Origin of the sequence: Nocardia australiensis, from assembly GCF_020733705.1 — a bacterium.
Lineage (GTDB): Bacteria > Actinomycetota > Actinomycetes > Mycobacteriales > Mycobacteriaceae > Nocardia > Nocardia australiensis.
On the sequence record NZ_JAJFZM010000001.1, the window covers coordinates 2,834,609 to 2,860,396 of the forward strand.

At 65.2% G+C, this 25,788-nt stretch carries 28 protein-coding genes and 1 pseudogene; 11 read left to right on the forward strand and 18 right to left on the reverse strand.

What is annotated here, in order from left to right; translation table 11 throughout:
• Positions 1–774, forward strand: a complete 774-nt coding sequence (gene rph / locus LKE06_RS12815) for a ribonuclease PH (RefSeq protein ID WP_227998836.1) — start codon at positions 1–3, stop codon at positions 772–774.
• Positions 774–1,382: an RdgB/HAM1 family non-canonical purine NTP pyrophosphatase gene (rdgB, locus tag LKE06_RS12820; RefSeq protein WP_227998837.1), complete on the forward strand. Its 609-nt coding sequence runs from the start codon at positions 774–776 to the stop codon at positions 1,380–1,382. The genes rph and rdgB overlap by 1 nt, the downstream gene beginning before the upstream one ends.
• Before the next feature lie 12 nt (positions 1,383–1,394).
• On the opposite strand, the gene LKE06_RS12825 is transcribed toward rdgB, so the two are convergent.
• Together LKE06_RS12825 and LKE06_RS12830 are read right to left on the reverse strand one after the other, a co-directional pair.
• A complete protein-coding gene (locus LKE06_RS12825; protein ID WP_227998839.1) occupies positions 1,395–1,778 on the reverse strand; it encodes a DUF3817 domain-containing protein in 384 nt (127 codons plus the stop codon).
• Positions 1,775–2,233, reverse strand: coding sequence for a transcriptional regulator (locus LKE06_RS12830; RefSeq protein WP_227998841.1), 459 nt, complete (start codon positions 2,231–2,233; stop codon positions 1,775–1,777). Before LKE06_RS12830 ends, LKE06_RS12825 begins: the two co-directional genes overlap by 4 nt.
• Before the next feature lie 185 nt (positions 2,234–2,418).
• Between LKE06_RS12830 and LKE06_RS12835 the strand changes: the two genes are divergently transcribed.
• Genes LKE06_RS12835 through LKE06_RS12845 form a run of 3 tightly spaced genes read left to right on the forward strand, consistent with a single transcriptional unit; the run spans position 2,419 to position 5,017 of the window.
• Positions 2,419–3,393 (forward strand): ATP-binding cassette domain-containing protein, encoded by a 975-nt coding sequence (locus tag LKE06_RS12835; RefSeq protein ID WP_227998842.1) that lies wholly within the window; start codon positions 2,419–2,421, stop codon positions 3,391–3,393.
• Positions 3,390–4,208: an ABC-2 transporter permease gene (locus LKE06_RS12840; RefSeq protein ID WP_227998844.1), complete on the forward strand. Its 819-nt coding sequence runs from the start codon at positions 3,390–3,392 to the stop codon at positions 4,206–4,208. Before LKE06_RS12835 ends, LKE06_RS12840 begins: the two co-directional genes overlap by 4 nt.
• Positions 4,208–5,017: an ABC transporter permease gene (locus LKE06_RS12845; RefSeq protein WP_227998845.1), complete on the forward strand. Its 810-nt coding sequence runs from the start codon at positions 4,208–4,210 to the stop codon at positions 5,015–5,017. The genes LKE06_RS12840 and LKE06_RS12845 overlap by 1 nt, the downstream gene beginning before the upstream one ends.
• A 40-nt stretch (positions 5,018–5,057) precedes the next feature.
• On the opposite strand, the gene LKE06_RS12850 is transcribed toward LKE06_RS12845, so the two are convergent.
• Positions 5,058–5,933: an oxidoreductase gene (locus tag LKE06_RS12850; protein WP_227998847.1), complete on the reverse strand. Its 876-nt coding sequence runs from the start codon at positions 5,931–5,933 to the stop codon at positions 5,058–5,060.
• 311 nt (positions 5,934–6,244) lie between these two features.
• On the opposite strand from LKE06_RS12850, the pseudogene LKE06_RS12855 reads away from it, so the two are divergent.
• From LKE06_RS12855 to LKE06_RS12865, 3 genes and pseudogenes are all read left to right on the forward strand, one after another.
• A pseudogene (locus tag LKE06_RS12855) lies at positions 6,245–7,847 on the forward strand (MDR family MFS transporter).
• Between the two features lie 58 nt (positions 7,848–7,905).
• Positions 7,906–8,598 (forward strand): PadR family transcriptional regulator, encoded by a 693-nt coding sequence (locus LKE06_RS12860; protein ID WP_227998848.1) that lies wholly within the window; start codon positions 7,906–7,908, stop codon positions 8,596–8,598.
• 224 nt (positions 8,599–8,822) lie between these two features.
• Positions 8,823–10,037, forward strand: coding sequence for an FAD-dependent oxidoreductase (locus LKE06_RS12865; protein ID WP_227998849.1), 1,215 nt, complete (start codon positions 8,823–8,825; stop codon positions 10,035–10,037).
• 94 nt (positions 10,038–10,131) lie between these two features.
• Here LKE06_RS12865 and LKE06_RS12870 read toward each other — a convergent pair whose 3' ends face one another.
• From LKE06_RS12870 to LKE06_RS12910, 9 genes are all read right to left on the reverse strand, one after another.
• On the reverse strand, positions 10,132–10,902 hold the full coding sequence (locus LKE06_RS12870; protein WP_227998850.1) for an ESX secretion-associated protein EspG: 771 nt from the start codon (positions 10,900–10,902) through the stop codon (positions 10,132–10,134).
• Between the two features lie 173 nt (positions 10,903–11,075).
• Positions 11,076–12,257 (reverse strand): WXG100 family type VII secretion target, encoded by a 1,182-nt coding sequence (locus LKE06_RS12875; RefSeq protein ID WP_227998852.1) that lies wholly within the window; start codon positions 12,255–12,257, stop codon positions 11,076–11,078.
• 14 nt (positions 12,258–12,271) lie between these two features.
• Positions 12,272–12,586, reverse strand: a complete 315-nt coding sequence (locus LKE06_RS12880; RefSeq protein ID WP_227998854.1) for a hypothetical protein — start codon at positions 12,584–12,586, stop codon at positions 12,272–12,274.
• A 194-nt stretch (positions 12,587–12,780) separates the two neighbouring features.
• Complete coding sequence (locus LKE06_RS12885) at positions 12,781–13,356, reverse strand: DUF3558 domain-containing protein (protein WP_227998855.1); 576 nt, start codon at positions 13,354–13,356, stop codon at positions 12,781–12,783.
• 215 nt (positions 13,357–13,571) lie between these two features.
• Positions 13,572–16,151 (reverse strand): DEAD/DEAH box helicase, encoded by a 2,580-nt coding sequence (locus tag LKE06_RS12890; RefSeq protein ID WP_227998858.1) that lies wholly within the window; start codon positions 16,149–16,151, stop codon positions 13,572–13,574.
• Between the two features lie 23 nt (positions 16,152–16,174).
• Positions 16,175–16,378 carry a hypothetical protein gene (locus LKE06_RS12895; protein WP_227998859.1) on the reverse strand — a complete coding sequence of 68 codons (204 nt, stop codon included), beginning with the start codon at positions 16,376–16,378 and terminating at the stop codon, positions 16,175–16,177.
• Positions 16,375–16,710, reverse strand: a complete 336-nt coding sequence (locus LKE06_RS12900; RefSeq protein WP_227998861.1) for a hypothetical protein — start codon at positions 16,708–16,710, stop codon at positions 16,375–16,377. Before LKE06_RS12900 ends, LKE06_RS12895 begins: the two co-directional genes overlap by 4 nt.
• A 7-nt stretch (positions 16,711–16,717) precedes the next feature.
• Positions 16,718–17,056, reverse strand: coding sequence for a hypothetical protein (locus LKE06_RS12905; RefSeq protein WP_227998863.1), 339 nt, complete (start codon positions 17,054–17,056; stop codon positions 16,718–16,720).
• A complete protein-coding gene (locus LKE06_RS12910; RefSeq protein WP_227998865.1) occupies positions 17,053–17,433 on the reverse strand; it encodes a hypothetical protein in 381 nt (126 codons plus the stop codon). Before LKE06_RS12910 ends, LKE06_RS12905 begins: the two co-directional genes overlap by 4 nt.
• A 340-nt stretch (positions 17,434–17,773) precedes the next feature.
• Between LKE06_RS12910 and LKE06_RS12915 the strand changes: the two genes are divergently transcribed.
• Together LKE06_RS12915 and LKE06_RS12920 are read left to right on the forward strand one after the other, a co-directional pair.
• Complete coding sequence (locus LKE06_RS12915) at positions 17,774–18,664, forward strand: helix-turn-helix domain-containing protein (protein ID WP_227998866.1); 891 nt, start codon at positions 17,774–17,776, stop codon at positions 18,662–18,664.
• Entirely contained in the window at positions 18,661–18,870 is a 210-nt protein-coding gene (locus tag LKE06_RS12920; protein ID WP_227998867.1) for a DUF397 domain-containing protein, read from the forward strand. The genes LKE06_RS12915 and LKE06_RS12920 overlap by 4 nt, the downstream gene beginning before the upstream one ends.
• A 322-nt stretch (positions 18,871–19,192) precedes the next feature.
• Here LKE06_RS12920 and LKE06_RS12925 read toward each other — a convergent pair whose 3' ends face one another.
• The 3 genes from LKE06_RS12925 to LKE06_RS12935 form a co-directional block, all read right to left on the reverse strand.
• On the reverse strand, positions 19,193–19,765 hold the full coding sequence (locus tag LKE06_RS12925) for a hypothetical protein (protein WP_227998868.1): 573 nt from the start codon (positions 19,763–19,765) through the stop codon (positions 19,193–19,195).
• A gap of 150 nt (positions 19,766–19,915) precedes the next feature.
• A complete protein-coding gene (locus tag LKE06_RS12930; protein WP_227998869.1) occupies positions 19,916–20,770 on the reverse strand; it encodes an alpha/beta fold hydrolase in 855 nt (284 codons plus the stop codon).
• A 321-nt stretch (positions 20,771–21,091) separates the two neighbouring features.
• Complete coding sequence (locus LKE06_RS12935; RefSeq protein ID WP_227998870.1) at positions 21,092–22,003, reverse strand: phosphotransferase; 912 nt, start codon at positions 22,001–22,003, stop codon at positions 21,092–21,094.
• Positions 22,004–22,210: 207 nt separating this feature from the next.
• Between LKE06_RS12935 and LKE06_RS12940 the strand changes: the two genes are divergently transcribed.
• Positions 22,211–23,365, forward strand: a complete 1,155-nt coding sequence (locus tag LKE06_RS12940; RefSeq protein ID WP_227998871.1) for a protein kinase family protein — start codon at positions 22,211–22,213, stop codon at positions 23,363–23,365.
• Positions 23,366–23,424: 59 nt separating this feature from the next.
• Here the strand turns inward: LKE06_RS12940 and LKE06_RS12945 are convergent, their stop codons facing one another.
• The 3 genes from LKE06_RS12945 to LKE06_RS12955 all read right to left on the reverse strand — a co-directional run bounded on the left by LKE06_RS12945 (position 23,425) and on the right by LKE06_RS12955 (position 25,446).
• Positions 23,425–23,766, reverse strand: a complete 342-nt coding sequence (locus tag LKE06_RS12945) for a hypothetical protein (RefSeq protein WP_227998872.1) — start codon at positions 23,764–23,766, stop codon at positions 23,425–23,427.
• 81 nt (positions 23,767–23,847) lie between these two features.
• Positions 23,848–24,429, reverse strand: coding sequence for a dihydrofolate reductase family protein (locus LKE06_RS12950; RefSeq protein WP_227998873.1), 582 nt, complete (start codon positions 24,427–24,429; stop codon positions 23,848–23,850).
• Positions 24,430–24,495: 66 nt separating this feature from the next.
• Entirely contained in the window at positions 24,496–25,446 is a 951-nt protein-coding gene (locus LKE06_RS12955; protein WP_227998874.1) for a helix-turn-helix domain-containing protein, read from the reverse strand.
• Positions 25,447–25,788: the final 342 nt, after the last annotated feature.

Genomic DNA, 25,788 nt, shown 5'->3' on the forward strand with positions numbered 1-25,788 from the left:
GTGTCAAGACGAGCCGATGGCAGGGCGGACGATGAACTCCGCGAGGTACGGATCACCCGTGGATTCACCGGGCATCCAGCCGGTTCCGTGCTGGTGGAGTTCGGTCAGACCCGCGTGATGTGCACCGCGAGCGTCACCGAGGGCGTGCCGCCGTGGCGGCGCGACTCCGGACTCGGTTGGCTCACCGCCGAATACGCGATGCTGCCCGCGGCAACGCACACCCGCAGCGGGCGCGAGTCGGTGAAGGGCAAGGTCGGTGGCCGGACCCAGGAGATCAGCAGGCTGGTCGGCCGGTCGCTGCGCGCCTGCATCGACCTGGCGGCCCTCGGTGAGAACACCATTGCGATCGACTGCGATGTCCTGCAAGCCGATGGCGGCACCAGGACCGCCGCGATCACCGGCGCCTACGTCGCGCTTTCGGACGCGGTGACGTATCTGGCCGCGGCAGGCAGGCTCAACGATCCGCAGCCGATCTCGTGCGTGATCGCCGCGGTGAGTGTCGGCGTGGTGGACGGTCGAGTACGGCTCGATCTGCCCTACGAAGAGGATTCACGCGCCGAGGTCGATATGAATGTGGTCGCCACCGACACCGGCACCCTGGTGGAGATCCAGGGCACCGGCGAGGGCGCCACCTTCCCGCGCTCTACTCTGGACAAGATGCTGGATTCGGCGCTGGCCGGCTGCGAGCAATTGTTCGTGGTGCAGAAAGAGGCACTGGCACTGCCGTATCCCGGTTCGCTGCCCGAGCCCGCCGAATCGTCGAAGCGCAAATAATGGCGCGTCGAGTTCTGGTCGCGAGCCGTAATGCGAAAAAGCTGAACGAGCTGCGGCGCATTCTCGATGACGCCGGTATCGCGGGCATCGAGATCATCGGCCTCGATGATGTGCCCGCCTACGACGAGGCGCCCGAGACCGGTGCGACATTCGAGGAGAACGCGCTGGCCAAGGCGCGTGATGGCGCGGCGGCTACCGGGTTGGCTTGTGTCGCGGACGATTCCGGTATTTCCGTGGACGCCTTGAACGGCATGCCGGGCGTGCTGTCGGCACGCTGGGCTGGTCGCCATGGTGCTGACGAGGCCAACAATGTGCTGTTGCTGGCTCAGCTCGGCGATGTGCCCGATGAGCGGCGCGGGGCACAGTTCGTTTCGGCGTGCGCCCTGGTGGTGCCGGGTGGTGCCGAGACGGTGGTGCGCGGTGAATGGCCCGGCGCGATCGCGCGCAAGCCCGTCGGCGAGGGCGGTTTCGGTTATGACCCGCTGTTCGTTCCCGACGGCGGCGAGGTTTCCGCCGCGCAGTTGACGCCCGCCGAGAAGAACGCGGTCTCCCATCGCGGGCGCGCACTGACGCGGTTGGTTCCGGTACTCGCCGCGCTCACGGACTGAGACCGCGTCCGGTCAGATGCTGAAGTCCTGTTTGACCTTCTTCGCATTGACATGCTCGACGAAGAAGGACAGCAACGGGATGGTGCCCGCGATCAGGGTGCCGACGGTACGCAGCACCGGCCAGCGAACCTTGACCGCGAGGTCCGCGGTGACCAGCAGGTAGACGAAGTACACCCAGCCGTGCACGACCGCGATCCAGCCCGGGGTGTGTACACCGAAGCCGTACTTGGCGATGATTTCGGCGGTCAGCAGCAGCAGCCACAGGCCGGTGAACCACGCGAGTGCCCGGTAGCGCTGCAGGGCTCCGGTGATCTTGCTCAGGTCGGTCGGAGGCTTGGCGGGCTGGGCCTGCGTTGCGTCGGTGGATGTCTCGGTCGAGTTCTCGCTGGTGGTCAACCGGCGCTCCGTTCGGTGTGGCGGGCGGGCAGACCCGCGGTGCGGATTTGCTCGTCGAGGTCGTTGGCGTGCAGCTGGGCAAGATAGCTGTTGTACTCGGCGAGCACGGGGTCGTCGTGTCGGACGGCCTTCGGGCGCTCGGGCAGCAAGCCTTCCGGTATCTCGCGCAGCGCAACGGTTTTCGCGGAGCGTTCCGGCTTCGCGGTGTTGTGCTCCGCACGGTCGTTGTCCTCGGACTCGCGTTCCAGGCGCACGAATCGGAAATACGCGAACACCGCGAAAGCCGCGAACAGCGGCCACTGCAGGGCATAGCCCAGATTTTGGCCAGTGCCGCTGGAGGACTCGAACCGCTGCCACTGCCACCAGCTGAGCGCCAGGCAGCCGAGGGCAGCGACAATCACCAGCGCGATGAGGGCCGGGCGATTGTGTGCCGGGCGGTGAGGTGGAGCGGACACGGCTACCACGGTACCCGTCTACTACACGTCACGTAGGAGCAGGTCCGAACGCACAACCATCGCGACCCGGCAGACCACGGCCAGGTGACGAGATCATCGGACATCGGCGAAGACGCCACCCGAGGCGATCTTCGAGAGGAAAATGATCTCATCGGGCAGCTCGACGAGCAGCTGGGAGGCAGCCGATGAGTTCCGATAGTGGCGTCCTCGTCGAGGGCATCGAGAAGTCGTTCGGCGCCGTCACCGCGCTGCGCGGTGTCGATTTCGCGGCGGCACCGGGGGAGGTGCTCGGCATTCTCGGCCCGAATGGGGCGGGCAAGACGACGATGGTGAATATCTTGTCGACCCTGATCGCTCCGGATCGGGGGCGGGCGTCGGTCGCGGGACACGATGTCGTCGCCGACGCGGCGGCGGTGCGCCGGTGCATCATGCTGACCGGGCAGTTCGCCGCGCTCGACGATATGCTCACCGGCTCCGAGAATCTGGTGCTGTTCGGCCGGTTGATGGGGCTGGGCAAGAGCGTCGCCAGGGCGCGGGCGGGCGAACTGCTCACCGAATTCGACCTCCTCGATGTGGCGGGACGCCGGGTCGGTACCTACTCGGGTGGTATGCGAAGGCGCATCGATATCGCGTGCGGCCTGGTGGTGCGGCCGGATGTGGTGTTCCTGGACGAGCCGACCACGGGTCTGGATCCGCGCAGCAGGCAGGGGGTATGGGACCTGGTGGACAGTTTCGGGCGTAATGGCATCACCACCCTGCTCACCACACAGTATCTGGAGGAGGCCGACGCGCTCTGCGACCGTGTGGTCGTAATCGATCGCGGTGTGGTGATCGCGCACGGCACCGCCGACGAGCTGAAGTCGCGCACCGGTGGTAGTTACTGCGAGATAGTGCCGCTGGATCTGAAGGATCTCGCCGCCGTCGCGTCGGCGCTGGACTCACTGCTGCCCGCCGACATCCGCACCGCGCTCACGCCCGATTCCGATCGCATCACCATCCCCGCCCCCGACGGCGCCAAGACCCTCGCCGAGGCACTGCGCCGGCTGGACGCCGCGGATATCGAAATGGTCGAAATCGCACTACGCAGACCTTCGCTCGACGACGTATTCCTCCAGATCACCGGCCATCTGGCCGCGGCGGATGGTGCGCGGGCGACATGAGCGCGGGCACCTGGCTCAGCACCGCACGCGCCGCACCGGCGAGCGTGCGACAGTGGTGGGTGCTCACCTCGCGGCTGATCGTGCCGTCGCTGAAGACCGGCGAGATACTCAGCTCGGTGGTCGCTCCCGCGGCATTCACCGCCAGCTTCTACCTTCCGCTGAAGAACGTAATGACCTTCTCCGGCAACGGTTTCAGCAGCTACGCGCAGTACATGATGCCGTTGGTGATCCTGCAGGCGGCGTCGTTCACCGCGATCGCGGCCGCGTTCCGGTCCGCGACCGATGCCGTCGCCGGGCTCGATCGGCGCTTCGGCGCGATGCCTATCGCCGTGCTGATACCCGTCGCGGCCCGCATGTCCGGCAATGTCTTCCGACTGGGTATCGCGCTGGCCGCCGCCATCATGTGTGGCCACATCATCGGCTTCCGGTTCCGGCTCGACGCCGTGCATACGCTCGGTTTCCTGGCTTTCTCGATCGTGGTCGGCATCGGTCTGACGCTCGGCGCGGATGTGATCGGAATGCTGGCGAAGAGCCCCGAGACGGTGACGCAGATGCTGATACTGCCGCCGTTGATATTCGGCCTGCTGTCGACGGGGCTGGCTCCGGCCAGCCAATTCCCGCACTGGGTACAGCCGTTCGTGCGCAACCAGCCGGTCTCGCAGTTCGCGATCGCGCTACGGGCCTTGGCGGGGGACACCAAGGGCAACGCGGGCGAAGTGACATGGTCACTGATGGGACCGCCGCTGCTGTGGGCGCTCGGGCCGCTGGTTCTCTTCGTGCTGCTGGCCTTTCGGCTTGGTTCGAGGAGGGCGTGATGACCTTGTTCGTTTCGCCTGCGATTCGCGATTCGGAGACATCGACTGCCGTGCTGGTGCGCCACACTCTGTTGCAGACTCAACGGCTGTTGTTGCGTTCGGCGCGCAACCCGGTCGCTCTGCTGGAGACGTTGATCGTCCCCTGTCTGCTGCTGGTGATGCTCGATACCGTCATCGGTGGTCAGATCCAAAAGTTCACCGGCGGCGACGCGCTCTATGGTTCCGTGCCGATGGTGGCCATCGTCGGTGCGCTCTCGGGTGCGGTGGCCAGTGGTGTCATGCTCGGCCGCGAACGCGAGGCCGGGTTGCTCGCCCGATTCTGGGTGCTTCCGGTGCACCGGGCCTCCGGTCTGGCGGCCAGAATTCTCGCCGAGGGCTGTCGCATCCTCGCGGGAACAGTCACGGTTGTCCTGGTCGGCTTCCTACTCGGCTTCCGATTCGAGAACGGTGTCTTCGCCGCAGTCGTATTCTTGTTGCTGCCAGTGCTTTTCGGACTCGCCTTCGCGACCTTTGTCACCGCGATCGCCGTCTTCACCGCGAAAGTGACCCTAGTGGAAGCCATTGCGGTCCTCACCCCATTGCTGATGTTCTTCAGCACTGGCTTCGTACCGCTGGCCGCCTACCCCACCTGGATCCAGCCGGTCGTGCGCAACCAGCCGCTCTCGATCGCGGTCGATGCGATGCACGCCCTCGCACTGGGCGGCCCGCTGGCACATTCGCTCATCCTGACCGTCATCTGGGCACTCGGCGCGATCGTCGTGTTCGCCGTCCCCGCCGCGGTCGGCTACCGTCGCGCGAGCCGCGGATAACACCTGCGGCGGCGCCGTTGCGGGCAGAACTCGCTTCCGGTCAGAACTTGTAGGAGATCCCAGTCATCCGCTCGGATTCTTCCCAGAGCCGCCGCTGCAATTCTCGGTTCTTCGACAATTTGGTGGACGGTGCGGCCTTGACCGGTCCCCGGCTCTGAAATAAGCGGGTCGGGCCCCAGTAGGTGTCAGGGTCGGCATCGGGCATCGTCGCCGCGAACAGCATGGAGTGGGCGGCCTTGGCGGGCGCGTGGCCGATCAGCCGGATGAACGGCTTACTGATTCGATCGATCGGGGTTTCGGTCCTGGCGAACAGGTCGGTCGCCGAGACGCCAGGGTGTACCCCGTAGGAGCGCTTGCCGGAACCGGATTCGGCCAGCCGGTGTTGGAGTTCCCTTGCGAACATCAGGTTGGCCAGCTTGGACTGGGCGTAGGCCATATTTCGCTGGTAGCGGCGGTTTTCGTAGTTGAGATCATCGATCCACAGCTTGGGGGTCTGCTTGTGGGCGATGCTGGAGATGGATATCACCCGGTCACGCATGCGGTCGAGTAGCAGGCCGGTCAGCGCGAAGTGTCCGAGATGGTTGACGCCGAACTGTGTTTCGAACCCGTCCTTGGTACGCGAGAACGGAATGTTCATCAGCCCGGCGTTATTGATCAGCACATCGAACTCACCGGTGGCGTCGGCGAACGTGCGCACCGATGCCAGATCCGCGAGATCCAGCGACGCGACGCGGACGTCACCGTAGATCCCGGCAGCGATCGTCTCGGCCTTCTCCGCATTGCGGCAGGCCATGATCACCGTGGCGCCCTTGGCCGCCAGCATCGTGGTGGTCTCGACGCCGAGACCGCCATTGGCTCCGGTGACGATGAAGATGCGCCCACTCTGATCGGGAATTTCTGTCGGTTTCCACGCCATGAGCCGACCTTACTCTTGGGTAAGTTTGCTGGGAAGAGTGAATGACAGTTTGGCTCTGGATCGTTTCAGACGCAAAAATTCATTGCGCCGATTGTGCGGCCCGGCTGTTTGCTGACGCGGCGATACAGGTGCGTCAGGTGAGCATGCCCACTAGCGTCCGAGTGCGGGAAGGTCGCCGCAGCTCGCCCAGACCCTTGGCCTCGATCTGTCTGCCCCGGGATGATCGCGGGCAGCCAGATGGTTAGCCTCAGATTTGCCATGCTATCCGTGTCGCACGCGACCCGTGCACGGAATCGACACATACTGGCCAGATGACCGGTGTAGTTGCTGTCGCCGAGAAGCCCGGGCCCGCACCATTGAGTCGAGCGCGGACCAACATCGTGTTCGGCACCATCGTGCTGGGCATGCTGATGGCGGCCCTCGATCAGACCATCGTCTCCACCGCATTGCCCACGATCGTCGCCGATCTCGGCGGCGCCGGGCATATGGCCTGGGTGATTACCTCCTACTTACTCGCCGAGGCGGTGGCGACGGCACTGGCGGGCAAGCTCGGCGACCTGTTCGGTCGCAAGCTGGTGTTCCAGCTCAGCGCGTTGATTTTCATCGCGGGCTCGATGGTCGCGGACTGGCCAATGGCATGCTGCTGCTGATCATCGCGCGAGCCGTGCAAGGTGTCGGCGCGGGCGGGTTGATGGTCACGGCGATGGCCCTGATCGCCGACATCATTCCGCTACGCGAGCGCGGCAAATACCAGGGTGCGCTCGGCGCCGTCTTCGGCGTCACCACGGTGATCGGCCCGACGCTCGGCGGATTGTTCACCGACCACGCGAGCTGGCGCTGGCGGGTTTGCTGGTGACGTCGATCATTTCCGGACAGGTCGTCGGTAAGACCGGCCACTACCGGTACTTTCCGATCGCGGGTACGGCGGTGATGGCGATCGGGCTCGGCCTGATGTCCACGATGGGGCGCGGCACCAGCATCTGGCTCGAGTCGTTGTACATGCTGATACTCGGTCTCGGCATCGGCCTGGCCATGCAGGTGCTGACCATCGTTGTGCAGAACACCGTGCCATACGCGCAATTGGGTACGGCCACTTCGGGAGTCACCTTCTTCCGTACCCTCGGCAGCGCCTTCGGGACCGCGATATTCGGCACGCTCTACACCAACCAGCTCGCCCCGAACCTGACCGCCGCGCTGACCGAGACGAAGGTGGTCCCGCCCGAGGTCGCGGCGAATCCGCAGGCGCTGCGATCGCTGCCGCCGGAGCTGGCCGCCCCGATCATCGACGCTTACGCGAAGACCATCGACCATGTCTTCCTGTGGGTGGTGCCCGTTGCGCTGGCCGGCTTCGTGATCGCCTGGTTCTTGCAGGAAGTACCACTTCGCGACAGCATCCGTCCCGCGGCTTCCGATGTGGGCGAGGGCTTTTCGGTGCCGGATTCGCCGGACCGGGTCGTGCTGCTGGAGCGGGCGGTGTCGGCGGCGATGCGTAAGGCGCGCGCTGAGGGGCCGGTCGGGCCGCGCATTGTCGCGGAGTCGGGGACCCAGCTGAGCGACGGTCAAGCCTGGGCGCTGGGTCAGGTGTACGTGCATAGCCGGGGCGGTGGCGTGGCCACGCTGGATGCCATCGCGTACGCGCACAAGGTCCCCACCGAGGTGATCGGTCCGGTATTCGATCGGCTGATCATCGACGGCTACCTCACCGAAGATCCGAGACGACTGGAACTTACCGATTCGGGCCGTATCGAGGTCGACCGGATCAAGGCCGCCTGGCGGCGCTGGCTCGACAGCCGCATAGACGACTGGGATTCCGATGACCCCGCCGATCGTGCGTTGTTGTCGCGCGCCCTGGAGAACATCGCGACCAAGCTGCTCGACGAGGACGCCCGGGAGCGCGAACCTGTTCACGCCTGACCCCTTGTGCCCCGATACTCGTAGACGTATATTCGTATACGAGTAATCGGAGGTGGTTATGGCGACGAAGCGCAAGGTGAACAACCTGCTCGCGCTGGCGGTGCTATCGGTGATGATCGAACGGCCGATGCATCGCTACGAGATCGCCTCGACGTTGAAGTCGCACGGCAAAGACCGCGACATGGACATCAAATGGGGTTCGCTCTACACCGTCGTGCAGAACATGGCGAAAGCCGGATTCCTCGAGGTCGTCGGCAGTGAACGCGACGGCGCCCGCCCGGAGCGGACCGTCTACCGGATCACCGATGCCGGTCGCGCCGAAATGGCGGACTGGACAAGGGAATTGATCGCCACGCCGGAGCCCGAACATCATCGGTTCGTCGCCGGGCTCTCGGTACTTTCGGTGTTGCCTCCCGATGAGGTGGTCGAGTTGCTCGGTCGGCGCATCGAAGCCCTGAATCAGACCATCGAAGCCACGCGCCGAGAATTCGGCAAACTCATCACTACCGGATTGCCACGACTGTTCGTCATCGAGGCCGAATACGGTTTGGCGATGGCCGAAGCCGAGGCCGCGTGGGCGCGTTCATTCCGCGACGAAATCGCCTCCGGAAGTTTTCCCGGCGTCGATTGGTGGCGACAGATCCATACCGACGGCATCGAGGTCGCCGAGGTCATCAAGCAGGTAGAAGGGGGGATGACGCCGGATTCGACACCTTCGTCGGATACCGGATCCCGGCGACCGCCGGGCTGAGATAACGAACGCTGAGGTAACAAACGCTGAGATAACGAACATCGAGACCGGGCCCGGTGCGGTGCTGCAACACCGCCACCGAGCCCGATGTAACCGTCTCGAACCGTGCCCGCGCAAGCGCACCCGGCCACGAGGTTGGCAACCACAGGATAACTGGGTGAGCGGTAGGCGAGTCGGTTCGGGGATCGAACACCAATCCGCATCGCATAAACCTGGAGACACCCATGTCCACAACACGCACGGCACTCGTCATCGGCGGCGGCATCGCCGGTCCCGTTACCGCGACCGCGCTGCACAAGGCGGGCATCGAAGCCCGCGTCTACGAGGCGTACCCCGGCCCCACCTTCGGTATCGGCAGTGGGCTCGCGCTCGCACCGAACGGTGTTGCCGCCCTTGATGTCATCGGCGCGGGTGACCGCATTCGCGAGATGGCCGCCACCATAACGGCCATGGAAATGTCGGTCGGCGACAAGAAGTTGAATATGCCGGGATTGCCTGACGCGGTGCTGCAACTTGTCGACCGCAACGAGCTGCATCAGGCATTGCACGACCACGCGGTCGTCGCGGGCATCCCCTTCGAATACAACAAGCGCCTGATCGGGGTCGACGAGCACGCCGAAGGCATCACCGCGCATTTCGCCGACGGCAGCTCGGCGACCGCCGACGTGCTCATCGGCGCCGACGGTATTCGATCGACCGTGCGCAGTCTCATCGACTCGAACGCGCCGGGACCGGAGTACACCGGCATGCTCGGCTTCGGCGCCATGATCGACAGCGATCTCGATATTGCCCCGGGGACAATGACTTTCGCCTTCGGCAAGCGGGCGTACTACCTGTACGGGGCGACCGAACCCGGCCGGATCATGTGGGGCGCCAATCTCCCGCACCCGGAATACCTGTCACTGTCCGAGGCGCGGGCAATCCCGGCCGAACACTGGTTGCGGGTACTGCGTGAGACCTACGCCGAGGACACCCCTGGCGGCGAATTCGCCCGCAACACCACTGCGGACGCCCTCGAAACTACTGGCGCACTGCACATTATGCCGCCGGTGCCGCACTGGTATCGGGGTCGGATGGTACTGGTCGGCGATTCGGTGCACGCGCCGTCGAACAGTTCCGGCCAAGGCGCGTCGCTGGCCATCGAGAGCGGTATCCAACTGGCACGCTGCCTGCGTGATCTGCCTGCCGTCCCGGCTGGCGACGACCCGTCCGCCTTCGCCGTCTACGAACAATTGCGCCGAACACGAGTGCAGGGCATCGCGGCCCGCGCCGCGAAAGTCAATCACAGCAAAACCCCCGGCCCGGTGGCGCGCAAGATAATGCCGCTGATGATGCGCCTGATGGTCCGGTTCATGGATATGGAGAAGACCATGGGCGCCGAGCAGCGATACCGAATCGACTGGGACGCAACGGTTCAACGAGAGTTGGCGGCGGCTTAGATTGTTCGGCCGGGTCGTGATTGATGATCGCGCCCGGCCGGCGTCGCCTTTGGTCGACGGCGCCACGAGCTGACGTGGATGGATGGCCGACCCGCTACCAGCTGTCTTCTTCCGCCTCGCGGAGGCGTTGGGTGACGCGGTCTATCCAGGTGGTGAATTGGGTGGTGAGGTCGGTGGGGGCGGTGGGGCGGACGGTGATGTGCTGGCCGCGTAGTTCGGTGTAGCGGCCGTCATTGGTGATGTCGTGCCATTGCACGGTGGTCAAGGGGTCGGCGAGGGTGTTGACGCCGCCGGTGTAGAGCAGGGCGGAGCCGCCGCCGTCGGCGGGGCGGTGCAGTAGGCGTTGGTAGCGTTCGCGGGGGGAATTGTGGGTGACGCTTTCCATGTGGCCGTTGCGGTTTCCGTATACGTCTTCGGGGTGGAAGGTGCTGGATGGTTGATTGCCCGGCTTGCAGCGAGGCAGGGAGTTGACCAGCTCGGATGGAAGATGCGCGACGGGGAACAGTCGGCAGCGGATGGGGCCATTGGTGTCGGCGAAGGTGGCTTGGGCCAATGACACTGCGTGATAGTCGGTGCGTGCGCCGACAATGCGATAGCTGCGAGTGCCGCCGTTTGAATTCTTGTGTTGGGTTGTGCCGCCGAATATTTCGATGCGCATGGTCGATTCGGACAGGGTGTTGAGGGCGAGCTGGATTTCTTCGAGCTCGTCATGGGAGTAGCGCTCGCGCATGGTTACCCGGTGTAGCTCGAAGTCGTCGCGGTAGGCGAAACGGCTGGTGAAGCGGAGTGGATTGGGGAACCGGTCGTTCGCCGGACTGAACCATAGTGCGGCGAAATCGTCGGGCTCCCAATTCCATTCAGCCATCAGGGGGTATCCAATCGGGTTGTGCTGGGTGGGTCGTGTGGTCCGAGCGAGGTGCGTGGCGGGTTCGCCCGTCGCGGACAGGTGCTATCCATGACGATGCTCGGTTGCCGAGATGGTAACTGCGACATGCGTTTTGCCGATGCGACGACCGGCCGCATCCATGCGCCGTGGCGTCAGCCGCGGGCCGGTGGCGGCATAGGTTCGGGTTCCTCGCCGATCACGCCGCCCGGGACGGTGCGCGGCATTTCACCGAGCAACTCTTCGGTGTTGGCGGCGTTGATGAGGTAATCCGGTATCTCGTGGGTGCCTTCCTCGGGCTTGCCCTTACCCGCCCCAGCACCCATTCCGCCCATACCCGGCATACCGGATCGGCCACTGCCGCTCGCGGCGGCATTGGTAGCCGCCGCTGCCGCCCCGACCCCTGCGGGAATGCCGGTGACGCTCTTACCCGGAGTAGGCGAGCCCGACCCGCCTGGCGAACCGGATCCGCTCGGTGATCCCGATCCGCTGGGCAAGCCCGATCCACTCGGAGACCCGGAGCCAGCTGGGGTGGTGGGGGAGTCCGGCGTGGACGAGCTGGGTGTGGTCGGTGTGGAGGAGCTGCTCGGATTGGTCGAGTCCGAGGAGGTCGGCTGATCGTTCGACGTGTCGGAGGAATCGTTCGAGGTGGGGTCCTCGGTGGTCGGGGTGGTCGGCTCCTCGGTCGAATCGCCGCCATTTCCGGTGTCGTTGCCGGACCCGTTGCCGGACCCGTTGCCGCCCTTGCCGTTACCGCCGTCGTCTTCGCCGTTACCGCCACCGATCGGCCCGGGGATATCCAAGGGATTCGTCGGATTGAGCCCTGTTGGCAGGACGGGCACGTTTCCATCGAAGGAGGCGAATTTGTTCACATAGTTTTCGAGCATGGCGTTGCGGGCGCCGGCGGTGGCTTCGTTGCGGGTGCGTTCTTCTTCGGAGGCGCGAGGGGGCCAGACGTTCGCGGTCCAGGAGTGGTGATTGGCTTCGGGGACTGAGTCGGCGACTTTGCGGACTGAGTCGGCGGCGGCCTGCATGTCGTTGGATATCTGTGTGATCAGAGGCGTCAGGGTGTGGGCGTCAGTCACGTAGCGGGTGATCGCATTTTTGGCGCTTTCCGCGGCCGAACCTTCCCATGACTCGGCGATCGAGCCTTGAACCGAACGAGCGAAGGTCTCCAGCCCTTGATCCCAGTAGGTTGCCGCGTTGGAATAGCTCGCGGCGGCGGAGTGCGCGTTCTTGGGATCGAGTGGCTTGAACGCATCTTCGATGTCGGTGCGTTCCCAGCTGAATACGTTCTCCCCGTGCGGGGGAATTTGGGTGGACTCGTTGCCGGTCAACTGATCGCCCTTTCTTACAGACCTGGCCAGGAGAAGATCTTTGCCGTGGCAGGTGCCTGCTGCGGCAAGGTCGACTCCAACTGGGTGTAGCGGGCCGCTTGGTCGGCGTCGACGCTGGTTATGCGCTCGCGGACGGTGCGGAACAAGGTCTGGAAGTCTTCGATGATCTTGTAGTGGGACTCCATCACCGCGTAGACGCTGTTGTCCGAGCCCTGAGACTTCTCGCGCCAGCGTTTGACCATCGTCTTGCTCGACACTAGATCCCGGCTGTCTTGTGGTTGGAATGTCTCACCCAAACCCCAATCCTGCATGGCAGAGATATCGGTCATGGTTCCTTGAATCAGACGGATGACACCTTTGAAGTACTCACAGTCGCGGTCAACATAGACGAATTTTTCGAGGTCCATTCGCACTGATAGTCGGCCCCCATGGGCTTCAGTGATCAGATTCGCTAGCGGGCCCGCTGCCGCCGTGTCGTCGGTTGCCATATGTGTCCTCCCCAGACTGGTCTGTGATGTTGCGGTCAGGCGTTGGCAGGCAGGGTTGGAGTGACCTTTTCCGCTAAGCCGCGAGCGAATACACAGGAGTCGGTACTGCCGGTGTCGCGATTCGACGGGGGATTGTTCAGATTGAACTCGAGGCTGCCGCCCTTCATTTCGACGTTCACCGTGCATGCCTCGTTTATGAAGGGGCCGTCGAACTGACGTGTCGAGATCGCCCGCCTGCCGCCGATGGTGAACTCGGTGGTCTCGGGGTAGTTGCGGCTGCGGATTAGGTCGATGGTGAGGTTCGTTGTCCGGATACCTACCGAGTATCCGTTTGGTCGAACCCATCGACAGCCGCGCCACTGGACCCCGCCGGTGGCATCTCCATCAGCGGAAATGTGCATACCCAAATTTTCGGAGTCCAGCACACTTTGCGGAACGTCTTTGCACGGCGCATAGCTGTTTGGTGCTGCAGCCGCCAACGTCGCCCCCGCACTCGTCGTACTCCCCGCAGGCTTGGCATCCCCATCGGTCGACGACCCACACCCGCCCACCAACACGACAGCACCGATCGCGAAAACCGCACCACGCACCGCGTTCCCCCTGCTGGCCATGTGGTTCCTTCCGATCGTCGACTGCTGTCGAGGTTATCGAATCGGGCCGGCCCGGCTCCCGCCCCCTGTACAGCTCGGCTCGACGCTACCGGCCGGTTGACCAGCACGCAAGCGTTCGCCGAGCTGGCGCCCATTGACCAATCAGGTCCTTGGACATGGGTTTTCGACATTTGGAAACGTGTCGCGATCGAGCCGTCTTCTCAGCAGCAGCCGCGTCAACCAGGGCCGGATCGAGAGCCAGTTCTATGCAGGCGTGTCGTATTGCCGTCGACCCGCGAACTCAGCTCGACACCGAGCCGGCGCAGATCATCGATCTGCGCACAGGTCAACGTGCCCGACCGATACCCCACTCGGCATGAACTGATCCACGAACCGAGCCGCAATCCCTCTGGCGTCACATACCTTTGAGCAGGGTTGGCATGCCCGTACTCCGCACGGAAGGCGGCGAGATCCTCGAGGTGCCGACGCCACCGCCGCTCAACCCAGCGCTGTTCATCGAGATCGACACCTGCGGTGGCTAATTCGGTGATCTGTTCAATGGGCAATGTTCCGGCGCGTAACCCCGCGCGCCGACGCCACAGCCACTTACCGAGCCGGAACCCGTCGGGCCCGATATATCCGGTCGGCACATTCGTATCGCCGTATGCCGCCCGGTAGGTATCGAGTGCGCTCATCGCCGTTCTCCATCGCGTCGTACGACGACTTCGGGCCGGATCCCATTCGACGCCAAGCGATTCCATCATGGCGACCCGCGCCGCCGACAACGTGCCTGCCTGATATTGCTCGCGCCGTTTGCGCAGCCAGCGCCCCAGTTCGAAGCCATCGGCGGTCACATGTGAGACCGTGACACATCCATGCCCGCGAGCGGCGTGGAACTCGCGCAATGCCGTGATCCCGCGCTCCCATCTGGTGGCGGGCGAATCCCATTCGACCCCAACGGTTTCCAGCTCGTCCACTTGTGAGGCGGGCAGCGTCCGGGCGCGATACCGACTGCGGCACTGCGTCAACCACTCACCCAGCCGATAACCGTCCGGCGCTCGGTAGCCGGAGGCGACGTGCGCGTCGCCGTGTTCGGCTCGGTATCGGCGCAGTGCGGCGATGCCCGCCGCCCATCTGGTCGCGTCCGGATCCCATTCCACACCAAGAGCTTCCAGCTTGGCGACCCGGTCGGAACGCAGTGTCGCGGCCCGATATTCGCGTCGGCAACGCCCAAGCCACTGACCCAATGGATAGCCCTCGGGAGTGCGATAGCCGTGGCTGACCCGGGTGTGTCCGTGCTCGGCGTGAAAGGCCACCAGGGCGCCGTAATGCTCCCACCATGGTGAGGTGGTCGTCGCCACCGTGCGCAGCAGGATCGCGCGATGGAACTCGTCACTGATGCGCGCGGGTGCGCCGTTGACGTGCAGCCAGGCGGGCGGGTAGCCGCTCGCCCCGCAGGGTGTGTCGGTCGGCGGCCGGCGTCGCTGGTCGAGGTAGTCGGCGATCCGTTCGTCGTGCGCACGTAATGCCCGGACTATCCGCCAAACGGTGTCGAAGTCCGAACCATCGAGCGCCGCAATCGGATTCTCCCCTTCGGCGAGGAAGATCGGCACGATGATCGTCGCGACTTTCCCTGTCTCGCCGCCGCGCCGCAGGGCCCGCCCGACAGCCTGCACCACGTCGGTGGCCGAGCCGCGTGGATCGGCGAACATCACCGCGTCCAGGGCCGGAACATCTACGCCCTCGGCAAGCACCCGCGCGTTCGACACCACGACAGTGGCATTGCCGGGTCGTCGTAACGCGGCCAGCGCCGCACGACGGTGTCGTGGTGCCGTATCCCCGCTGACCCAGTGGGCGCGCACCTCCCGTTGCGGCCTGTCATCCTCGGACAGCAACTCGATCGCGGCCGCGAGTCCGGTGGCGAAGCGGGTCGCCGCGAGGACCCGGCCGTGATAGGTGATCACACGGCGTAACCCGTAGTCGCGCACGGCTTTAGCCAACGCGACCTGCATGGCGAGCGTGCGCGCCGATACCGCGCGCCCATCGACACTCACCATCTTGTGGGTGGCGGCCAGCTTCGCCACCTCGCCGTCGGTAATCGTCACAACCGCAACGCGATAGTCGGCGAGCAACCCGGACTCGATCGCGGTCGCGAATGGCAGGTGGAAGACATGTCGGCCGAATACGCGCGGGTCGTCCATGCTCACGCTGTCGGCGCCACCAACGGTCATGATCCGCGGTGTCGCGGTCAGATACAGTCGCCGCGCGGCAGGCACCAGCCGATCGTCGTGGATCTGCGCCCACCGGCGCCGCATTCCGGCGGTGCGATGGGCCTCGTCCACAATGACCAAACCCCAACGCGCCAGCCCATTCTGAGCGTGCGCGGCCACTATGACCGGCAGACTCGCATAGGTGGCGAACACCGTGACCCGCCCGCCGCGCCCAGTGAAGCCGGCGACCTCGACAGGGTCGGTACTGACCGGCACGTGTAGACCGGACATATCCGCCCGCAGTCCGGCCACCGAATCCGTCGCCTGTTTGTCGCCGCACACCGCCGCGATCGCACCGGCCGCGGAACCGAGATGATGTGCATAGGAACGCGCGGTCTGCGCCAACAACTCCAGGGTCGGCACCACGATGAGTACCGAGCCATCGGGAACCAGGCGTGTGGAGCACTCCGCACCGATCAGTGTCTTTCCGGTCCCGCACGCGGCGACCGCTGTGGCCCGGCCTCTTTCGCTCAACTCGGCGCAGATCTTCTCGACAGCCTCGAGCTGGTGCGGCCACAAATCGTTGCCCGGCAGTTCATCCGGCAACGAAGTCCCCGACGGCGCCCCCATCACGACCTCAGCCAGGCATCGATCTGTTCCAGGCTGCCGCTGTAGATGCGCTCGTCGTCCTCGGCGTCCAACAGAATCCAGCCATAGGGCGGCTGTTGGTTTCGGACGAGTCGATATCCGGCGCGCTCGGCGCGGGCCTCGAGGAAACGCGCTTGTGCCGCAATCGAATCCGGATGTCGCGGACGACTTTCGTTGTCGTTCACCATGGCTCTCCCCACAGGCGGTGTCGGCGTGCGGAATCGGGGTGGATGCGTCCGGCCGCCACCAGTGCGTCGAACGCGGCGCGCTTTCGGGCGCAGTCGTGGTCGCGGTGCAGTTGCATCGCCTGATGGGCGTCGGCGAGGGTGAACGGCCGACCAGGTGGGCCGCATGTCCACGCCGGCGGCCACTCGACCGGTCGTAGCGGGCAGCGAGATGTGACGGGCCGGTTCCGGCGTGGTTGATTCATCGGCCACACGCACGCCACCCCGGCGACGGCGACCGCGCCGCCACCGAGAACCGCGAGGACACCGTGCACCATTTGCCATGCGCCCATGGGCTTTTCACCTCCCGATGCCCTCGCCCGGATAGATCGGCGATTGCGCTAGTTGCGCGAGCCCATCGAGCACCTGCTGGAAGGTACGGAGTTCGGATCCGCACGCGGCTCGGCTGTGGGCGGAGTCGGTCGGGAAGTAGACACCGCGCCGATGTGCGCGCTCGCGCGGGCTCAATCGCTGCGGTGCGATCCGGCCGTGATGCACCAGCGTGTAATAGGCCACCCACTTCCACGCGCACCGCTCGATCCCGCACCGGCGGTGTCGCCGCATCTGCCGGTGCGCCAACTCGATTTCGGCGGCATCGCAGATAGTCGGCGGGGTGATCAGGGTGTCTTCGCACCTCATGCGGCCCCCGTATCGAGGCGGTGGACAGGCTGTGCTGAACGTGCCCACTTGCCGGGCGGGCAAACGGTTTCCAGATCGAACCCCGCGTCGCAGATCAACGCGGGACGGCAGTTCACCTGCTCGAGGCCGAATACGACGATAGTTTCGACGCCGAGCCCAGCCGCGATGGCGAGGGTGTATCCGATCGAGTCGTCGATGCCGTCGGGCGGCCGCACCGTGTAGAGGTACTGATAGCCGAGCGTGCGCGCGTGCCGCTGCACCGCAGTGGCGTGCCGCTCGGCGTCGAGGCCGGATACGTCATTGCGGACGAGCCCAATGGCTTTCGGTCTCGCGCTCGTCACGACCGAAGGCGGTGGGTCGATGGTGCGGGTGTTCATGATCCTCCCCAGAAAATTGTCGGTGTGCTGGTTTACAGTGCGTTCTGGTGACCGGCGAAAACGATCGCTATGTTTGGTCACAGGGGTGGGGTCCGATCCCACCGATGCGCATAGCTGAAGTTGTTGTGGTTGCGGCAGTTCGACGAGGCTTCGAGGCTTCGACCTGCGATGTCACCCGAACGTGCGACCTAGAAAACCACGAGATCAGGTAGTGACTGGGCCATTCGCACGGCCCAAAGCCCATTCGTGCAAACACCCAGGAAACGGTTCGCAGACGGCGCGCAATTCGGTTCGCGTTCGATGCTCGATTCGATCCGCTTTTGCAGAGGATGAAACAACTATGACCAGCGACGATAAACCATCGACCCTGCCCCGGCGGCAACTCGGGCGCTTCCTGCGCGAGGAACGCGAGGGGAGCGGCCTGTCTCTCGACAGGGCCGCTCATCTCGTGCAACTGAGCAAAGCGGCGCTACAACGCATCGAGACCGGCGGTGTGAAGAAGTACCGCGTCCGCGACATACAGGCGCTCTGCGAACTCTACGAGGTGGACGCCGAAGACACCGCCCGCGCACTCGAGCTTGCGAAGCAGGCGCGAGTTACGTCGTGGTACACGGCCTTTGGCGGGCTGTATAGCGATGCGACATTCAATATGTATGTCGAGTTGGCACCGGCCGCACGTCGGCTGATTGCCTATCATGAGATCGTGCTTGGCCTGCTCCAGACCGCCGACTACGCGCGGGCACTGATCGGCGCGTTCTACTGCGATAGCACTCCGGAAGACATCGACCGTCGGGTCGAACTGCGACTGAAGCGGCAAACTATCGTCACACGCAAGGCAGATCCAGTGAAACTCGAACTGCTGCTGCATGAATCGGCGCTACACCGCGTTGTCGGCGGACCCCGTGTGATGGCAGCGCAGTTGCGGCACTTGGCCGAGATCGGCAAGCTGCCGAACATCTCGCTGCGCGTGCATCCGCTCCAGGCTGGATGCGTCTGGGGAGTGCTGCATGGACCGTTCGAGATTCTTGATTTCGGCACCGACGCCAGGGGGCGCGTGGTGGAGCCTCCCCTGGCCTATTTCGAGGGAAATGGTAAGCCTGACTTGTATCTCGAGCATGCCGATGACGTGCGGCGCTACCATGAGATTGCATCGGCTATACGGAGTGCAGCACTGGATGAGACGCAAACGCGAGATCTGCTCAGACGGGCAGCAAGGAGTTACGCATCATGAGTAATGAACTGTCCAGATTGAATTGGTTCAAGAGTAGCTACAGTGGCGGTCAGACCTCTTGTGTCGAGGTTGCGTGGGTCGAAGGCGGCGTTGTGGGCGTGCGTGACTCGAAGAACCCGACCGGGCCCGCTCTGGTGTTTTCGCCGAGTGCGTGGGATGCGTTCACCGCTGGCGTAGTGGGCGGGGACTTCAAACAACAAGCCTGACTTGTCGCAACCGAATTGGCATAACGTCTGCCCCGGCGGCATATGCCAGTTCGGATTGCGATCTCGTGGTCAAGCGTTGTCGGCCCGGCTGGGCGCAACCTTCCCCGCAAGCTCACGAGCATCGACCCTGCCGGAACCCGGTAGGTCGGCTCGATCTGCGGCCCGCTCGGGTCGTTGGGCCGATCAGCGGCACCGCCCGCGCCTACACCCGGCGCACCCCGTCGAAGGGCACTAGCCGGTCCCGGTGCGTCTGTTGTGTAGTCGCTCAGCAGAGTTCATTTCAATGCGAACTCGTCGTGCGTCCTCCGCTCTGATCTCACGCTCACGAGAAAGTGAGGCCGAAACGTGCGCCCAGACGGTTGAGTGCTTCCGGATTCCCGAAAATGGCTTCGCCATTGAGGTCCTCGTCGCATGGATCAACGTCACAGAAACGCTCGGATGGGCTTGCGGCCAATCCGGACAGGTATGAGGCGAAGGTGAGTGAGGCTTCGAAATGCTCATCCGGGTCGCCGGCGGATACCGGCCACGATATGGTCTCCTGGTTCCAGTCGAAATGGAGCGCCCATTCCGCGTCGATCTCGACCAATCGCACGTTGGTGACCGTTACCAAGCCTCGGGTGCAGGAGGCGATGGACTCCAACTCGTCCTGATACCACCGCAGCCGGTCATCGTGGTCGGCGTCGCCGATGCCACGGAATGTCTTGTAATCCAATGTGTATCGGATCTCGAGCTCGCTGAGGAGTGCGAGCACGGCCTCGTGGGCGGTAAAACCGTAGTAGCTCAGCGGCTCGTCGAGTTCGTCCGGCTCCAGCTTCTGTCCGGGTGTCGATGGGTCAACAAGACCTAGTTCGACGATCAAGTCCACCACCTCGCCGATGGTGCATTCGGAACCCAAAACTCTCCTCCGGCTTCATCTTCGAGCAACCGCTGCTGGCGGAGCGTACCGAAATATCGAGGTACTTTCCTGCTCGAACCTGTGCCCATCGCTGGGGGCATATTCGCCTCGGCTTCGAACGGCTCGAGCAAGACGTCCCCGATTTTGGGCTCAGGCGGCGAGGAAGTTGCGGATCTTGCCGCTGATCGCCGGCCAGTCTTGGCCGAGCCAGATGAAGTGGCTGTCGGCCTGACTCTCGACAAGGCTGCTGTGTTGGATCGCGGAGGCGAGGGCCTCGGCGTGGTCGAACGGCACGGAACCATCGTTGCGGCTGGCGATCACAAGGGTGGGCTGGGTGACCTCGCCAGCACTGCCCGCAACAGCGGCGAGGTCGTTGCGGAAACCGCGACCGGACCGCATTCTCGAGAACAGCTCGATCAACAGCCGGCGGTTTTCGGCGGACAACGCGGCCACGACCTGCCGGGCAGGGAGAGCGGCGAGATCACCCAGCAGCATTCGCAGGCCGAGGTCCGGGGCGGTACGCATGATCACGCGTACTGCCGACCACGTAATGCGCTCGGTCGCGGCGGCGAATACGAGCCGAGCGGCCATGCGGGTCCGTTCGTCAGGCCATGGAAGCGGGCCGACCGCGCTTTGGAAGATGACTCGCTCCACCAGGTCCGGGTGGCGAGCGGCGGTCGCCATCGCGGTAGGTCCCCCTGCCGAAATGCCGACGACGGCAGCGACACGGGTGATACCGAGATGGTCACACAGCGATCGGGTGACATCTGCGAATCCGTCGGCCGTCATGCCGGTCGACAGCGGTGTGCGACCGTAGCCGGGCCGCGAGGGCACCAGCACCGAGTATCCGGCGTCGACGAACACGTCCTCACCGAGTGCGAGTCCGGCGTTCATATGCCCGCCGTGGAACACCACAACTGTGGTACTGCCGCGCTGGTCGAACCGATACTCGACCACGCCGCAATCCAATTCGGCGGTCATGGTGGAACGGGCAACACTGGTCATGCCCATCATGATGGTCCACAGGCACCCCGACGATCCAGCCGGCTGGCGTCCGCGCTGCCCCATCGTGTGCATCTCCGCGATCAGCTGGTCGGATCACTGCGTTATCGGTTGGCGGATAATGATCGGCAGCTCAACCAGCTTGGATTGCGCGCGGAGCTTCCGCTCCGCTCTGCGCCGCACCGCAGCAACAACGACTGGACTCGGAATGCCAGCGTTCGGCTCCATCTCCGGAAGAACCTCTGCCCCATGAAAATTAAGTTCAGTGAAGGGCTGCGGCGTGGCCATCGAACAAGATCGACAATAGCTTCGACGAAGCGTGTATCAAACACCCTTCAGAACACGATCAAGTGCCGCCCGGCCTGCGGGTCCCCAGTGCGGCTTGCCGCCGCGAAGTCCCCGATCTCCGTTCTGCCCCATGAGCATCAGGAAGAGGCTCTTCATAGCGGCCAACCCGCGAGCGCGCCGGATCGCCGCCTCGTCCGCATACGCGTACATGTCGAAAAACCGTGAGGCCGTGCCCGCGGGTAGCAGCACCCATGCGGCGGCGAGGTCCCACGTCGGATCGCCGGCGAACATGTCACCGAAATCAACGATGCCCGAGAGCGTTCCGTCCGAGACGACGACGTTCGCGGGATGGAGGTCGCCGTGCACCCACACCGGCGGACCCTCCCATCCCTGCGCCGCAACGGCGTCAGCCCAGACGGCCCGGACGTCGGCAGCGATGTCGTCGGGAGCGATGTCGTCGGAAGCGACGGCCTGGAGGATGTTCTCGAAGCCGTCCGTGCAGTTCCTGGGATGGGCTCCGCGGTCCGTGGCGGTCGGCGCCTCGGCGGGTGCCTCCACATGGAGCGCCCTGAGGAAACCCGCCAGTGTGTCGGCCGCGTGGGCGCCGCGGCTGATCGAGCTTTGGTCAAGCGGCTTGCCGGGAACCCACGTCATCACGGTCCAGTGTTTGGGGAAGCGCTCGGACGGTTCGCCGAACCGCACCGGGGTCGGCACCGGGAGCGGCAGGAGCGGGGCAAGCACAGGTAGCCACCGCCGTTCCTTGAGCTGGAGCTCTGGAGTGGGGTCCATGTGCTGCATTCGCACGGCCAAGTCGTTCCCGAGACGCCACATTTGGTTGCCCCAACCGCCCGCCACCTCGCGGATGGCCAGCCCGGCAAGGTCTGGATGTTGGTCCCGCAGCAGGCCGCGGACCAGGTCTGCGGTGATCTCGATCTCGGTGTCGGCCATACGAAGTCACAGTACCGAGGCGGCAGACCGCGCGGACGCCTCGTCTCTCACTACGTGGAGTCGTCGCGTGGAGATTGTGACGTAGAGTGCGGTTCCGGGGGACAAGCCGGGACAGCCGTCGGGTGCGGTCCCGGACCGACCTCCTGCCCGCTCCGGAGGCCGCCGGCACGACCGCGTGGTCATGGCTGAATCGAGGTCGGCGCCCGCATGAAGGCCGCAGCGAATTCCCTTGACGCAGTGACGTCCTGTTCACCTGACGCGCCGACGACCCGCGACATGTCGCGCTCGGCGCGCCTGCACGTCCACAGCGCCGTCTCCACAGCCCTGGCGCTGCACAGCGATCACGCGTTGCGCGAGCTCGTGGACGCGGCCGCACCGCTCGGCGCCGGTATCGGCGGGAAGTCGGCGCTGCTGCAGGTCGCCGGAACCCCGGTCTTCGTGAAGCGAGTACCCCTCACCGACCTGGAACGGCAGCCGCAGCACGTCCGGTCCACGGCGAACCTGTTCGACCTGCCGCAGTTCTGCCACTATGGCGTCGGCCTCATCGGCGGGCCGGGCTTCGGGGCCTGGCGCGAGCTCGCCGCGCACATCATGACGACGAATTGGGTGCTGGCCGCCGAAGGTGAGGGCTTCCCGCTGATGTACCACTGGCGGGTGTTGCCGGACACGACGCCGCTGCCGAAGGAGCTCGCCGACATCGACCGCGCCGTCGCCTACTGGGACGGCCGACCGCAGGTACGCCACCGGATCGAGGCGCTGCGGGACTGTTCTGCGAGCATCGCGCTGTTCCTGGAGTACATCCCGCAGAACCTGCACGAGTGGCTGAACGTCCAGATCGAGGCGGGCGAGGAGGCCACCGACCGTGCCTGCGCCACGGTGGAGCGGGAACTGGCGGCCGGCACCGCGTTCATGAACAGCCGTGGGCTGCTGCACCTCGACGCGCACTTCGAGAACATCCTGACCGACGGTCAACGCTTCTATTTCGGCGACTACGGCCTCGCGCTCTCCTGCGGGTTCGACCTCTCGCCGGCCGAGGCCGCGTTCTTCGGCCGGAACCAGAGCTACGACCGCGGCTACACCGCCACCTACCTGGTGAACTGGCTGCTCACCGCCCTGTACGGGCTCCGGCGCGAGGACCGGGAGACACGCGCGGCGATGGTGCGCGCCATCGCCGAGGGCAAACCGCCGGAGGGCATCCCCGAGGAGGCCACCGCGCTCCTCACCCGGCACGCACCGATCGCCGCGGCGATGTCCGCATTCACGCGTGCGTTCCAGCAGAAGAGCCGGAGCACCCCATATCCGGACCATGAGATCCGCCGCCTGCTGGACGGCCAGGCCATTCGGAGCCCCGACGTTAGGTGACCCACCGCATCCTCGGTGCCACTTGACGCCGCGAGAACACCGCTACGCAACGCCGCGGATCACACATCGCCCGCCGCCGCGCTACCCGACCCAGCGAGGAATACCGCACACCCACCGACACCGAATGGGATGCCTTCCTCGCCCACTTCGAAAAACGCAAGGTCTCGGTCGGAACCTGCGCCCGAGCATTCGCCACGGCCTGCGTCCATGAGCACGCCTGTGTCAGATGCTCGCTCCTCAGGCCGGACCCCGCCCAGCGGCCCCGGCTCGAAGAGATCCACGACAACCTCGAAGCCCGCATCGTCGAAGCCAAACGCGAAGGCTGGCTCGGCGTAGTTCGGCGCACCTCGATCGGCGTTGAAAGCGACTGTGGCCGTTTCGAACCGCACACTGTGCGGCATTGCAGGACGGGATTTCCGTCGACATCCTCGATCTTGTGTCACCGTTCGCAGTGGACTTCTTCGCGTACCCGCTCAGATCGGTCAACGGCGCACCCGATAGCGCAGGTGAAGCACCCGGTTACCCTGAATAACCACGTCAGGATCCTCCAACAGGTGCTGCGCGTGGACCGACCCGAAGTAGCGCTTGCCGGACCCGAACACGACGGGTACGACGTCCATGCGCACCTCGTCGATCAGGCCCGCGGCAAGCACCTGGCCGCCGACGTCGCCAGCGGCGACCTCGACCATGCGGTCACCCGCAAGCTCCTGCGCCTTGGCCACGGCTGCCTCGACGCCGTCGACGAAGTGAAACGGCGCCTCGGGGTCCCAGCCCTCGGGCTCCGGCCGGTGCGTCACGACGACCACGTGGTCGATCCCGCCCGGAGGCTTCCCGTCCCAGCCGTCCGTCATGTCGAAGACGTGGCGGCCGACGAGTGTCGCCCCGATCTGGTCCCAGTACAGCCGGGTGTAGTCGTAGGACGTCTGCGACACCTTCACCTCGCCGCTCTCGTCCAACGGGACGTCACCGCTGGACAACCAGTCGAACAGCGGTCCGGGCTGGTCATTCTCGTCCGCGACGAAGCCGTCCACCGACACCGAGCTGTACATGACCACCTTGCCCACGGGGCTCTCCTCTGCTTTGGGGTGCCCCCAAATTAGCGTGTCGTGAGCTGTCGCTCTTGTAAGAAATCAATCGGCAGGCAGCGGCCAGCCGTCCAGCGCGTTGCCGGGATGTTCGCGCACGAACCGCCGCCGGACTTCGACGTACCGGGTCGGCGTGAGCCCGGTGAACGCCCGGAACTCGTGGCCGAAGTGGGCCTGGTCGAAGTAGCCTGCGCCACCGGCGAGGTCGCCCCAGTCGATCGGTCCGGCGGGGTTGATCGCGAACACGGTGGCGGTGAAGCGGTAGGTGCGGGCCAGCCGCTTCGGCGTGACGCCGATGAGCTCCTTGAACCGCTGTGCCAGATGAGTGCTGCTGACACCGGCTGCCACGCTCAGGTCGCCGATCGCCACCGCCCCGCTGGTCGCCGCGATGACGCTGCTCGTATGGCAGACCAGCCCCAGGCCGGCGGTCTCGCACAGCCGTCGCATTAGCTCCTCCTCGAGCAGCGTCAGCATCTCGTGCGGTCCGTCCGCCGTGGCCAGCCGGTCTCGCAGCTCAGCAATGGCGGGCCGGCCCCAAACCTGCTCTACCGTCACCGGCCGGTCACACAGCTCGGCCGCGGGCATCGGCAGGAACGGCGCCAGCCCCCACGGCTTGAAGTGCACGCCGACGGACCGGGTCCGGAGTGGGTAGCCGAACTCCAACGCGCGGGTGGGCATGGTAACCACGCAGCCGTCGGCGTACTCGGCCGTCTCGATGTCGGTACCGGCGCGGATGCGGAACGGCGCCCCGAGGTTGACGATGAGCAACGCCGACGGCATCGGCGGCAGCGTCAGCCGGGCGTACGGCGGCGCACCCTCCAGGTAGTAAAGGTCGTCGATCAGCCCGTCCAGCGGCGGTCGCGGCACTCTGGACACGTACTCCACGCCCACAGCATCGTCGACGCCCCGCCGGCATCGCGCGCCGGGATGGTCCAGCCGCGCTGACGCCAGCATCGAGCCGGCGCCGATCCCGGACGAGCGCCCGGCCGCGGACATTTGCGTGGGATACGCGTGCTGCGTGAGAGATGGAGGATTCTCGGCTTTCCAGTGTCGCCCTGCATGAGGGAGGCGCTAAACCACCCTCTGCTGCGTTACCGTGCCCTGCTACGCGGCCCGCAAACACCCTGAACTCGGCAGAAGGGTCCGTTCGGGCGACGCGGGGATGGGCATGGCCAGTTAGTTCAGAGAAGCAGACGTGTTCGGCAGAGCGGGCCGTCTGGGTTCGGCGGCTGACGGAGCGGCGGCAACCGCAGCCGATACAGGTCTTCAGGTTCGCCGGGGCGGTGATGAAGCAGTTGGCGCAAACCGGCCTGCGGTGCTCATCGCGTGTCACCGGTT

Bases quoted from the DNA above. Each gene is read 5' to 3' on its own strand.
- rdgB (WP_227998837.1), top strand. From the start codon at position 774: ATGGCGCGTCGAGTTCTGGTCGCGAGCCGTAATGCGAAAAAGCTGAAC.
- LKE06_RS12835 (WP_227998842.1), top strand. From the start codon at position 2,419: ATGAGTTCCGATAGTGGCGTCCTCGTCGAGGGCATCGAGAAGTCGTTC.
- LKE06_RS12840 (WP_227998844.1), top strand. From the start codon at position 3,390: ATGAGCGCGGGCACCTGGCTCAGCACCGCACGCGCCGCACCGGCGAGC.
- LKE06_RS12845 (WP_227998845.1), top strand. From the start codon at position 4,208: ATGACCTTGTTCGTTTCGCCTGCGATTCGCGATTCGGAGACATCGACT.
- LKE06_RS12850 (WP_227998847.1), bottom strand. From the start codon at position 5,933: ATGGCGTGGAAACCGACAGAAATTCCCGATCAGAGTGGGCGCATCTTC.
- LKE06_RS12860 (WP_227998848.1), top strand. From the start codon at position 7,906: ATGGCGACGAAGCGCAAGGTGAACAACCTGCTCGCGCTGGCGGTGCTA.
- LKE06_RS12865 (WP_227998849.1), top strand. From the start codon at position 8,823: ATGTCCACAACACGCACGGCACTCGTCATCGGCGGCGGCATCGCCGGT.
- LKE06_RS12870 (WP_227998850.1), bottom strand. From the start codon at position 10,902: ATGGCTGAATGGAATTGGGAGCCCGACGATTTCGCCGCACTATGGTTC.
- LKE06_RS12880 (WP_227998854.1), bottom strand. From the start codon at position 12,586: ATGACCGATATCTCTGCCATGCAGGATTGGGGTTTGGGTGAGACATTC.
- LKE06_RS12885 (WP_227998855.1), bottom strand. From the start codon at position 13,356: ATGGCCAGCAGGGGGAACGCGGTGCGTGGTGCGGTTTTCGCGATCGGT.
- LKE06_RS12900 (WP_227998861.1), bottom strand. From the start codon at position 16,710: ATGGGCGCATGGCAAATGGTGCACGGTGTCCTCGCGGTTCTCGGTGGC.
- LKE06_RS12905 (WP_227998863.1), bottom strand. From the start codon at position 17,056: ATGAGGTGCGAAGACACCCTGATCACCCCGCCGACTATCTGCGATGCC.
- LKE06_RS12910 (WP_227998865.1), bottom strand. From the start codon at position 17,433: ATGAACACCCGCACCATCGACCCACCGCCTTCGGTCGTGACGAGCGCG.
- LKE06_RS12915 (WP_227998866.1), top strand. From the start codon at position 17,774: ATGACCAGCGACGATAAACCATCGACCCTGCCCCGGCGGCAACTCGGG.
- LKE06_RS12920 (WP_227998867.1), top strand. From the start codon at position 18,661: ATGAGTAATGAACTGTCCAGATTGAATTGGTTCAAGAGTAGCTACAGT.
- LKE06_RS12930 (WP_227998869.1), bottom strand. From the start codon at position 20,770: ATGACCAGTGTTGCCCGTTCCACCATGACCGCCGAATTGGATTGCGGC.
- LKE06_RS12935 (WP_227998870.1), bottom strand. From the start codon at position 22,003: ATGGCCGACACCGAGATCGAGATCACCGCAGACCTGGTCCGCGGCCTG.
- LKE06_RS12940 (WP_227998871.1), top strand. From the start codon at position 22,211: ATGAAGGCCGCAGCGAATTCCCTTGACGCAGTGACGTCCTGTTCACCT.
- LKE06_RS12945 (WP_227998872.1), bottom strand. From the start codon at position 23,766: ATGCCGCACAGTGTGCGGTTCGAAACGGCCACAGTCGCTTTCAACGCC.
- LKE06_RS12955 (WP_227998874.1), bottom strand. From the start codon at position 25,446: ATGTCCGCGGCCGGGCGCTCGTCCGGGATCGGCGCCGGCTCGATGCTG.